Origin of the sequence: Paraglaciecola sp. (assembly GCF_051252315.1) — a bacterium.
In the GTDB taxonomy this organism is placed as follows: domain Bacteria; phylum Pseudomonadota; class Gammaproteobacteria; order Enterobacterales; family Alteromonadaceae; genus Paraglaciecola.
The window spans coordinates 1-11,728 of sequence record NZ_JBPOFP010000129.1 but is presented as its reverse complement, the minus strand read 5'-3'; the positions used below and the strand labels follow the sequence as shown (position 1 = coordinate 11,728).

Below are 11,728 nucleotides of genomic sequence, written 5' to 3'. Positions count from 1 at the left end.
ATGATATTGAACAACCTCAATTGTACATATTACGTAAAGGCGCGTTACGTTACATAACAAAAAATGAAGAGCTGATTGGAAAATATGGAGAGGGAGATATATGTTCGGTTTTTTGTCAAAAAACAAGTGAATTACAAACAACTGGTGTAGTCATTGTCGATGAAGACGCGCTAATTTACAGCATAGACTTCATCACTCTTAAAGCACTTTTGATAAAGTCTCCAGAGGTTGTAGAATTTTTAGAAAATTCTTCTGAGCAACGACTACATAACAAAACAAACAAACTCACTGACGAGGCTATTTTGTCCTCGTCAATCAGCAATACCTCGGTTGAAGACTTTTATCATCATCCCGTGGTTACTATATCTCCTGACACTAGCATTCAAGACGCGGCCATTAAAATGACTGAACTGGGATTTTCTTGCCTAGTGGTGGTTGATGAAAAAGCCTCCAGTGAGCCGTCGAGAGACGAACAAAAGAGTCATGGGCAATTAGGCATAATAACCGACAAAGATATTAGACGACGTTGCGTAGCGGCTGGTTTGTCAACTTCGAACCCAGTTAGCGAAATAATGACTAAGGACATTGCCACTATAGATATAAAAAGTAATGCCTTTGATGCGTTAATTGCCATGACCAGCAAACATATCCACCATTTACCAGTGACCCAATGTGGTAAACTAGCAGGCATGGTAAGCGTTACCGATTTAGTCAATAACGAAGGTCATAACGCCGTTAATATGACTAGCATTATTCATAAAGCGGGCACTGTTGATGAGTTAGTTACCATCAGCCAGTTGTTAATTAAATTACAAGTTAAACTGACTAAACTGGGCTCAAATGCCGACCATATCGGTAAAAGTGTGAGTGCCATCACTATGGCATTTACCATACGCTTGATAGAAATGGCTGAACAAAATCTGGGTTCATCGCCTGTGCCCTACGCTTGGTTAGCCGCAGGCTCTCAAGCTAGGCAAGAGCAATTGGCTCACTCAGATCAAGACAATGCCTTAATTATTTGTGATTCCATGAAGCCAGAAGACGACGAGTGGTTTATGCAGCTTGCTACTTTTGTGAGTGATGGGTTAGCCAAATGCGGATTTATTTATTGTCCTGGTGATATAATGGCGACTAACAAAAAATGGCGTCAACCACAAAAAAAATGGCAACAATACTTTGCTAATTGGGTAGATAAACCTAGCCCCAAAGCTTTGTTAAATAGCAGTGTTTTTTTTGACTTAAGTACTGTTCATGGTGATATAAGCTTACTTGAAAAAGTGCGTAAGCGGATGTTAAAAAAAACCAAGACCAGCACCTTGTTTATTGCGCATTTGTCGGCAAACGCCGTTAGATCTAAGCCTCCACTGGGTTTTTTCAGAGATTTTGTTTTAATTCAAGACGGTAAACACAAAGCGACTTTAGATTTAAAACATAACGGCATTGCGCCAATTGTGGACTTGGCCCGTATTTACGCCTTGAGTGAAGGTATTGCTGCGGTCAATACAATAGATCGTCTTAAGCAATGTTCTGGGACAAAATCATTGACTAAATCCTCCGCTGAAAATTTGATAGATGCTTATGAGTTTTTAACGTCGGTTCGGTTAGCGCATCAAGGTAAACTTTTATGCAAAGAACTCCCTGTAGATAATTTTATTGATCCTAAACAGATTTCAAAATTAGAAAGAGAGCATTTAAAGGACGCTTTTAAGGTCATCAAAGCCATGCAAGATTATCGTCAATCAGCGACGCTTTAAGGAGACACTTTGTTTCTTAATAGAATATTTGGATTCGAAGCACGTAGAAAACGTTTATTGAAAAAAGCGCCTAAAGGTGCGCTTTATGATTTTTTATCTGTGCCTTTTCCTAGTGAAGACACGCTGTTATCTGACCTATCGATTGTGTCTGTAGACTTTGAAACAACGGGACTAAATGCTGTCACAGACAAATTACTGAGTGTTGGTTTTGTCGACTTGGATAAACAGCAAATCAAACTAGGCAGTTGTTACCATCAAATTATTAACACTGAAGATCGCCTCGATGCAGAAAATGTGAAAATTCACCAAATTACCGATCAACAAAAATCTCAAGGGAAGCCTTTACGAGAGGTGGTCGAAGCCTTGTTAAAAGCGCTGGCAGGAAAGGTAATGCTGGTACATTTTGCCCAAATCGAACAACAATTTTTGAAACAGGCTTGTGTAGAATTATACGGTGTATCGCCACCTTTTATGATTTTAGATACCTTAGCAATTGCTAAACGTAAACTTGACCAACGAAATATTGCCTACGATCCGCAAGAATTGAGACTATCTGCATTAAGAAAAACTCATGGGCTGCCCAGTTACTTTGCTCACAATGCCCTTAATGATGCTATTGCTACGGCAGAGCTATTTTTAGTACAGCAAAAATCAGGTGAGAAAAAATTAAAGGAATTGGTATAAGTCTCTGGATCAAGGCTAAGTTTGTTTTGTAGTAGTTGTGGGGGAGTGTTGTCACCGAATTATTTTTTACATAATTAATTCTATGGTAACAACACGACTTATCCTGAATTCGGGTTAACGAATTATCTGCTCAACGGTATGAGTTTCTGCAGGTTTTACTGTTTGTCCTTGGGTTACGGCTGTTTCTACACACACCATAGTTAAATAGCTGTCATCAGCCATATCACCCATGCTAATAGATTTGTCTTGCCAGGGATTCCAAACAATTATGCTGTCGTGACCGCTTGATTGCACTTTAGTGATATTTTTATTATCGGCAATAGTAACTTCCGGCGCTTTATGTAAATGTACGCGATCGGTTTCTTCGCTAAATCGATAAGGGCTAGGTGTCTCAATACTGTCAAAAGATCGGGTTTTATCTAAGTATTTGCCTTCTAGTCCTAATAGTTCGATTGCGTGAATATCTGTCACACTAAAATAGCTGTGTAAGGCACAATTGTAACTAAGCTCAGTATCACCAATATTTTTAGTCACTAGTTGAATGGTTAAGGTTTCTCCTACCACTACAATTAATTGCAGTTCAACTTCACCTTCAAATCCTTCACCTTCACTGGTTTTAGGTTTCAGGATAATCTGGGTGCCAGTGTCTAACTCTTGACTGCTAACAATATCCCACTTTTGATTTCGTACGTATCCATGGGCCGAATACTGAGGATCTTTATGATCACCAAACCATGGCCAGCAAATAGGCACGCCACCTCTGATGGCTTTTTTACCGTCTAGTATCGCGTTTTGACTTACCCAAAGGCGTTCTCTGTTGTCGTGTTTAGGCTTAAAACTTAATAAATGCCCACCAAACAAAGACAACTCTGCGCTGGCAAATGCATTGTCTATCGCTAAAATTTGAATATGGTCGCGAGTGATAATATTCGTTGAGTTAGTTAATAACATACTGATTCTTACTTTTCGGGTTGATCAAAAAAGGCGACATAGGTCGCCTTTTCATTTAGCCAAGGCTAATAATTTATTTGCTGATATGAGCAACTAAATCTAATACTTTATTTGAGTATCCGATTTCATTGTCGTACCAAGATACTAATTTAACAAAAGTGTCAGTTAGCGCAATACCTGCAGTAGCGTCAAATACAGAAGTACGTACGTCACCGATAAAGTCTTGAGAAACTACAGCGTCTTCAGTGTAACCCATGATGCCTTTTAAAGGACCATCTGCAGCAGCTTTCATAGCAGCACAAATTTCGTCATAAGAAGCTGGTTTAGCTAGGTTAACCGTTAAATCAACAACAGAAACGTCAGCAGTTGGTACGCGGAAAGCCATACCAGTTAGTTTACCGTTTAGCTCTGGAATAACTTTACCTACTGCTTTAGCTGCACCAGTAGAAGATGGAATGATGTTTTGAGAAGCACCACGACCACCGCGCCAGTCTTTTACAGAAGGGCTATCAACCGTTTTTTGAGTTGCAGTTGTTGCGTGAACTGTAGTCATTAGACCGTCAACGATACCGAAGTTATCGTTAAGAACTTTAGCTAGAGGTGCTAAACAGTTAGTTGTACAAGAAGCGTTAGAAACAATATCTTGACCAGCATAAGAATCAGCGTTAACACCCATAACAAACATTGGGGTAGCGTCTTTAGAAGGAGCAGACAATACTACTTTTTTGGCGCCTGCTTCAATGTGCTTACGAGCTGTTTCGTCAGTTAAAAACAAACCTGTTGATTCAACAACTACATCAACACCAATTGAATCCCATGCTAAATCTGCTGGGTTACGCTCGGCAGTAACACGGATTGTTTTACCGTTTACAATAAGTTGTCCATCAACTACATCTACAGTGCCGTTAAATTTGCCGTGTGTTGAATCGTATTTCAACATATAAGCCATATAATCAGCATCTAGTAAATCATTGATACCCGCAATTTCAATATCGTTACGTTCACAAGCTGCTCTGAATACAAATCTTCCGATACGGCCAAATCCGTTAATACCAACTTTAATAGTCATTTTTGATCCTCTGTAATACTGTTAAACTGAGCGAAAAGGCAATAATAGCCCTTTTGAAATATAATTACGAAATTATGGACTAATTAGCCAAGTAAGGCAAAATATATGAGTGAATATGTTATTAAATTACAGTTTTAAGCTAAAAATGTGTTCAAATTTCTAAAAGCATTCTTTTTATAGATAGTATTAGTGTGAAAATATAGGGAACAGATACGAATGACTGCATCATTAATTGATTATTTAGTAGATTGCTGCGGTATAGAATCTAATTATACCGACGCCTGGGGTAAACCAGCCGAGATTAAGCCTAGCACTAAACAAAAACTGTTAACTGTGATGGGGTATCAAGTTGATAATCCAGAGGTTTTGAATCAACAGTTAGATGAACTAGCTAACAAAAGTTGGTTAAATCCGCTCAATCCAGTACAAGTTGTGCGAACCCAACATCAGTTACAAATCGCCCTACGTTTGCCTATTGAGTTGGTCAGTGACGAATACCAAATAAAAGTGGTAACTGAACAAAATAAAATATTCACTCGCACCATTATTCCAATAGATGGCCAATTGGCAAATGTATGTCATATACAAGATATTGAATTTCAAGAATACATAATTGATTTACCTTTTGATTTAGCTTTGGGATATCACACTTTGTCATTGGACATTGATGGGGATGAGTTAGCTAATATGCGTTTGATTGTTGCACCGCAATCGTGTTTTAAACCCGCACCACTTGTTAATGGAGAAAAGACGTGGGGATTGAGTGTGCAATTGTATTGCGTGCGGAGCGAAACCAATTGGGGAGTAGGGGACTTTACTGATTTAGGTTACTTAGTCGAAAAAGCAGCCAAACAAGGGGCGGATTTTATCGGGCTAAACCCTATTCATGCTTTGTATCCTTCTAACCCAGATACCTGCAGTCCATATGGCCCCTCATCAAGACGGTGGCTAAATTTTATCTATATTGACGTAACGCAATTAGACGGATATTTGCATCAGCCTGTTCAAAACTTAGTTAATCAAGCTGAGTTTCAAGCAAAATTAAGTGAAGTACGTGAGGTGGAACATGTTGATTACCACTCTGTATCAGAACTTAAATTGCAGGCGTTATCAGCCATTTTTGATTACCAGAATGAAAAATATTTAACTAAAAATAGCAAGCTGAATAAAGCTTTTAAAACCTTTGTTGGCGACGGTGGGGATAGTCTTCAAACCTTGGCTATTTATGACGTATTACAAGAAAGTTTGCAGGAAGAAGGAAAACCTTCCTGGGGTTGGCAAGTATTTCCTAAAGAATATTCAGATTTCTCAAGTGCTAAGGTTAAGACCTTTGCTAAGAAAAATGCCAAACGAGTAAAGTTTTATTTATGGTTACAATGGCAAGCTGCTCTGCAAATGGAACAAGCCAACTCGGTTGCTATGACTAACGACATGCAAATTGGTTTGTATCGAGATCTCGCGGTGGGTGTGAGTGAAGGTAGTGCCGAAGTGTGGGGTAATAAAGACTTATATTGCACTGATGCAAGTGTCGGTGCGCCGCCAGATGTATTAGGTCCTTTAGGCCAATCATGGGGATTACCACCTATGGATCCTATGAAACTATTTGAACAAAAGTATCAGCCTATTATCGATTTGTTTAATACTAATATGCATGCAACTGGCGCCTTGCGTATTGATCATGTGATGGCATTATTAAGATTGTGGTGGGTGCCTAAAGGCGATAGCGCGAAAGAAGGTGGATATGTATATTATCCGGTTGACGATTTATTGGGAATATTGGCTCTCGAAAGCCATAGACACCAAAGTTTAGTGATTGGAGAGGATTTAGGTACAGTGCCTGATGAAATTCGAGCTAAGTTAGCTGAAAACGGTGTGTATTCATATCGGGTATTCTTTTTCGAACAAGCTAAAGATGGCGGCTTTTACTCTCCAGCACATTATCCTGAACAATCTATGTCTACCTTAACCACACATGACATGCCGACCCTGTCAGGTTTTTGGCATTGTGATGATTTAGAGTTAGGTAAGGAGTTGGGCTTATATCCAACAGATGAGATTTTACAATCTCTTTATACTAGTAGACATGAAAATAAACAGGCAATATTAGACTCCTTAGTAGCGCATCAGTCACTGCCAGAAAATGTCAGCCCTGATGTTAATTATGTTGGCATGAGTCAGGAGTTAAACTTTTCCATGCAGTTGCATATGGCGTCAGGATCGAGTGAGTTATTGAGTTTACAGTTGGAAGATTGGTTAGAAATGGATAAACCTGTCAACATACCAGGTACTTTGCATGAGTATCCTAATTGGCGCAGAAAGCTAACTCGTAATTTACAAGACATCTTTAGTGATGCATCATTAAATCAATTAGCGGCTAATTTAACGCAAGCTCGTAAAAGCGCTTCAGCTTAAATAAATCTCTTTTAATGGCTCAAAATTGGATTGAGTTATTTTATATAAGGCGAAAAAATGCACTTAGAACATGTACTGTCACAAGCAAATTGTACTTATCCTTTCGCTCATTTGGGCGCTCATTTTGAACAGTCTTCTTCTCAATTTAATGTGACTGCTTGGATACCAGGTGCTGATAAGGTTGAAGTGTTAGATTTAGCTTCAGGTAAAACCCTTGGTGAATTGGAAAATATCTCTAGTTCTTTTTTATTTGGAGCTGAATTATCAGTGGCTAAAGCGCCAGATGTTTATGCTTTTAAAGTAACTAATTCATCTGGGCAATATCAAATTATAGATCCTTATCAATTTCAAGATCAGGCATACCACGCTGTGCATTACGTGGATAATCAGCCCGAAAATATTTACCAACAACTGGGCGCGCAACTGATTAGTTTAGATGTAGGGTTAAAAGAGCCAATTCAAGCCACGCGCTTTGCTGTATTTGCTCCTAATGCTTCCGCGGTTTCACTAATTGGTGATTTTAATTATTGGAATGGCAGTTGTTTACCCATGCAAAAAACGGATATGGGCTATTGGGTGTTGGTTGTGCCGGGTATTGAAGCGGGTGCTAAGTATAAGTATCAAGTTAAGGATTCCGCTGGACATGGTTTACCCCATAAGGCCGACCCTGTTGGATTTTCAGCTGAACAATATCCATCTCATAGCTCAGTAGTATACGACCACAATGAATATCAGTGGAATGATAAAGCATGGCTCAAAAAAGCCAAGCAAGATAAATACTCTAAACCAATGAGCGTGTACGAGCTGCATTTAGGCTCTTGGAAAAAACCAGGTGGTGATTCCGGAAATACGTTTTTAACTTATCATGAGTTAGTTGATGAACTTATTCCTTATATTAAAGATATGGCCTATACCCATATCGAACTAATGCCTGTGTCAGAGTTTCCTTTTGATGGTTCTTGGGGTTATCAACCCGTCGGATTATTTGCTCCAACTAGCCGTTTTGGTACGCCCGATGACTTTAAGTACTTTGTAGATCAATGCCATCAAAATGGTATCGGCGTGATTATGGATTGGGTTCCCGCTCATTTCCCAGAAGATGGGCACGGTTTAGCTCGATTTGATGGTACTCACGTATACGAATATGAAGATCCTCGCAGGGGATGGCATCCAGATTGGAACTCCTGTATTTATGATTTTGGTAAAGATACAGTTAGGCAATTCTTGGTGGGTAATGCTTTGTATTGGTTGGATAAATTCCATATTGATGGTCTTAGAGTTGATGCTGTGGCATCAATGTTGTACTTGGATTATTCAAGGGATGAAGGTGAATGGATCCCCAATGTAGATGGGGGCAATGAAAACTATGAAGCGATCAGCTTTTTACAATGGATGAATAAAGAAGTATATGGCAAATACCCTCACGCCATGACCATTGCTGAAGAGTCGACTTCTTTTCCTAAGGTATCTCGCCCTGTCGATGAAGGTGGGCTCGGATTTGGTTTTAAATGGAACATGGGTTGGATGAATGACTCTTTACATTATATTGCTAAAGATCCTTCGTACCGACGTTACCACCATAATGAAATTACCTTTAGTTTAGTTTATTCCTTCGATGAAAGTTTTGTTTTACCCATCTCTCACGATGAAGTGGTACATGGCAAAGGTTCGTTACTACGAAAAATGCCTGGTGATGAATGGCAACAAGCAGCTAATTTAAGAGCGTATGCTGGCTTTATGTACGGTCATCCAGGGAAAAAACTCAATTTTATGGGGAATGAAATAGGCCAGGCTCAAGAATGGAATCATGATAGTTCAATTGACTGGCATTTATTAGATTATGAGAAACATCAGGGCATACAAGATCTGTATCGTGATTTGAATAAACTTTATCTTAAATACCCTGCATTATACGAGTTAGATCATAGTCATAAAGGGTTTGAATGGATTGATCATGGCAATGCAGAACAAAGCATCTTGTCAATGTTACGAAAATCTGAAAAGCAAAATATTTACATTGTAACTAACTTTACTCCAGTGCCTTACGAAGATTATAGACTCGGTGTTAACGATTCAGGAAAGTACAAAGTTATTTTAAATACAGACGATAAAAAGTATTGGGGAAGTGACTTTGATATAGCCAAAGGCATGAACTCTGAAGCAGTTGAATGGGATGGCAGACAGCAATCAATTCAATTTAACCTACCTCCGCTAGCGAGTGTGTTTATTATTTATAAAGGGTAGGTATATGGCGTTAAAATTTAATATACAGGACGGATCTGCCCAGAGATTGGGCGCAAACCTTGACTCTTCGGGTTGTAACTTTGCCGTACATTGTCCGCATGCCGAGCAACTTGAGTTAGTTCTTTTTGACAGTGCTACTGAAAAACAAATTCAAGTGATCGACATGCCTGCTAAAACGGGAAAAGTTTGGCATTGTTTTGTTGAAGGTTTAAAAGCCGGACAATTGTATGGTTACAGAGTTATAGGTAAAAACCATGCGCACTTAGGCGCGATATTTGATCAAGAAAAACTATTAATCGATCCCTATGCAAAGGAGATAAACAGACCATTAATATGGAATGCCGAACAATACCAAGGCGATAGCCAGCAAATGGTACCTAAGGCCAAAGTATTAGCCCCAAGCTCTGCAAGTCCACAACCTATTGAAACGCCAGTAGCGTTAGATCAAACCGTGTTGTATGAAGCCCATGTTAAAGGACTGACTCAGTTACACCCACAAGTGCCAGATGACATTAAAGGCAAGTTCTTAGGCGTTTGTCATCCAAAAATTATTCAACACTTACAAGCTCTTGGTATAACAACATTACAACTGATGCCTGTAGCGGCTTTTATGCCAGAACCCTTTATTACCAATAAAGGGTTAACTAATTATTGGGGGTATAACCCTGTTAATTATTTTTGCCCAGATCCAAGATACGTAGTTAAAGATGGCGTAAATGAATTTAAAACTATGGTAGCGCATCTACATGAGGCTGGCATTGAAGTTATATTAGACGTTGTTTTTAACCATACAGCTGAAGGTGGAATTGAAGGGCCAACTTTATCGTTTAAAGGATTTGATAACTCTTCATTTTATTTATTTGAGAGAAACGAATTTGGTGCAGTGGATTATGAAAAATACGTAAACAACTCTGGGTGTGGAAATAGCGTTAACACTGCCTATCCTTATGTCCTTAAAATGGTCATGGATGCATTGCGTTATTGGGTTCAAGAAATGGGCGTGGACGGCTTTAGATTTGATTTGGCAGCAAGTTTAGGTAGAGACCCCTATGAGTTTTCTAGTCTTTCTGGTTTTTTTCGAACAATCCGACAAGATCCTATTCTAAGTCATGTGAAACTTATTGCAGAGCCTTGGGATATTGGCCTTGGCGGCTATCGTTTAGGTCAGTTTCCTTCTAACTGGTTTGAGTGTAATGACAAATATAGAGACACTGTAAGAGCTTTTTGGCGTGGCGACAAAGGATTAACCAGTGATTTTGCCACGCGTTTATTAGGCTCTAGAGATGTGTTTCCCCATGAAACTCGTTCAATTCTAACCTCTGTTAATAACGTGAGTTATCACGACGGGTTCACCTTACATGATCTAGTGACTTATGCAGAAAGGCATAATGAAGCTAATGGTGAACAAAATCGCGATGGTCATGGTCATAATTTGTCAGGTAATTATGGGGTAGAAGGTGTCACCCAAGATAAAGATATATTATCTCAACGAGAGAGACAGAAGCGTAATTTATTTGCCACCTTACTCTTGTCTCAAGGTACACCTCATGTGTTAGGTGGAGATGAACTAAGTCGCACTCAACAAGGAAATAATAACGCTTACTGTCAAGATAATGAAATTAGTTGGATTGATTGGACAACGGATGAAACTAAACAAGAATTTTTAACATTTTGTCAGCAAGTTATTAAGTTACGAAAAAGTAGCGAAATCTTGCGGCATATGAATTTGAAAGACGATCACTATTCGAATAAGAGTAACGTTGAAAAGATTTATTGGTACAGACCTGACGGCGAACGTAAAGTGGAAGATGATTGGCAGGATCACAATAATCAAGCATTTGCAGTAGAGCTAAGAGCGCCAGTCCATGGTACAGCTTTGGAACAGGAACACTGGTTTTTAGTATTTAATGCAAGCGATCATGATGTTTGTTTTCATCTACCTGATTTTTGTGGATCTGATGGTTGGCAATTAGTGTTAGACACGCGTTATGCCAAATTTTCAGAACAACCCAATGCTGTGATCAAACATAAACATTTACAAGCCTATCAAAGTATAAGTGTTTTTAAATGTGTGCCTATTAATTAACCTAAGGAAAAATCAATGAAATTATCCGCACAGGAATGGCGTGAAAGGCTCACAGACGAAGAATTTCGAGTGTGTCGAGAAAAAGGAACAGAGCGTCCTTTCACTGGAGCTCTTTTGGATAATAAAAGTGATGGGGAATATGTATGTACCTGTTGTGGAAATAAATTATTTGAATCAAAAGACAAGTTTGATTCAGGTTGTGGCTGGCCATCATTTTCCTCTCAGAGTGACGACAATAACATTGAATTTAATACCGATGACTCATTAGCTATGCGTCGTATTGAAATTGTTTGTAAACATTGTGATTCTCATCTAGGGCATGTATTCGATGATGGTCCCAAACCTACAGGTAAACGTTATTGTGTCAATTCTGTTTCGATTCAGTTTACGTCTGCTGAAAAGTAACAATAGCATTAGCCCAATAATCGTGTAATAAGCATAGAGTGTTTGATAGCTTGTTTCATTTGCGTGATGAAACATACTGTCTAGCGCTCAATTGGGGTTGTACTTGTTTCGAATGTGTAACTC

Annotated in this window: 8 protein-coding genes; 6 read left to right on the top strand and 2 right to left on the bottom strand. The window is 39.0% G+C overall.

Going from position 1 to position 11,728, the window contains the following annotated elements; all coding sequences use genetic code 11:
• Together ACSHXM_RS18540 and ACSHXM_RS18535 are read left to right on the top strand one after the other, a co-directional pair.
• Window positions 1-1,754: putative nucleotidyltransferase substrate binding domain-containing protein (locus tag ACSHXM_RS18540; protein ID WP_435691275.1), on the top strand; the 1,754-nt coding region annotated here is incomplete at its 5' end.
• A 9-nt stretch (window positions 1,755-1,763) separates the two neighbouring features.
• Window positions 1,764-2,438: an exonuclease domain-containing protein gene (locus ACSHXM_RS18535; RefSeq protein ID WP_435691273.1), complete on the top strand. Its 675-nt coding sequence runs from the start codon at window positions 1,764-1,766 to the stop codon at window positions 2,436-2,438.
• A 114-nt stretch (window positions 2,439-2,552) separates the two neighbouring features.
• Here the strand turns inward: ACSHXM_RS18535 and ACSHXM_RS18530 are convergent, their stop codons facing one another.
• Window positions 2,553-3,389 (bottom strand): D-hexose-6-phosphate mutarotase, encoded by an 837-nt coding sequence (locus ACSHXM_RS18530; protein ID WP_435691271.1) that lies wholly within the window; start codon window positions 3,387-3,389, stop codon window positions 2,553-2,555.
• Between the two features lie 73 nt (window positions 3,390-3,462).
• On the bottom strand, window positions 3,463-4,458 hold the full coding sequence (gap, locus tag ACSHXM_RS18525) for a type I glyceraldehyde-3-phosphate dehydrogenase (protein ID WP_435691268.1): 996 nt from the start codon (window positions 4,456-4,458) through the stop codon (window positions 3,463-3,465).
• Window positions 4,459-4,674: 216 nt separating this feature from the next.
• Between gap and malQ the strand changes: the two genes are divergently transcribed.
• From malQ to msrB, 4 genes are read left to right on the top strand one after another with little or no spacing between them, the layout of a single operon-like run.
• Window positions 4,675-6,870: a 4-alpha-glucanotransferase gene (gene malQ / locus ACSHXM_RS18520; protein ID WP_435691266.1), complete on the top strand. Its 2,196-nt coding sequence runs from the start codon at window positions 4,675-4,677 to the stop codon at window positions 6,868-6,870.
• Between the two features lie 57 nt (window positions 6,871-6,927).
• Window positions 6,928-9,114: a 1,4-alpha-glucan branching protein GlgB gene (glgB, locus tag ACSHXM_RS18515; protein WP_435691264.1), complete on the top strand. Its 2,187-nt coding sequence runs from the start codon at window positions 6,928-6,930 to the stop codon at window positions 9,112-9,114.
• 4 nt (window positions 9,115-9,118) lie between these two features.
• Window positions 9,119-11,200, top strand: coding sequence for a glycogen debranching protein GlgX (glgX, locus tag ACSHXM_RS18510; protein ID WP_435691261.1), 2,082 nt, complete (start codon window positions 9,119-9,121; stop codon window positions 11,198-11,200).
• A gap of 15 nt (window positions 11,201-11,215) precedes the next feature.
• Window positions 11,216-11,605, top strand: a complete 390-nt coding sequence (gene msrB, locus ACSHXM_RS18505) for a peptide-methionine (R)-S-oxide reductase MsrB (RefSeq protein WP_435691259.1) — start codon at window positions 11,216-11,218, stop codon at window positions 11,603-11,605.
• Window positions 11,606-11,728: the final 123 nt, after the last annotated feature.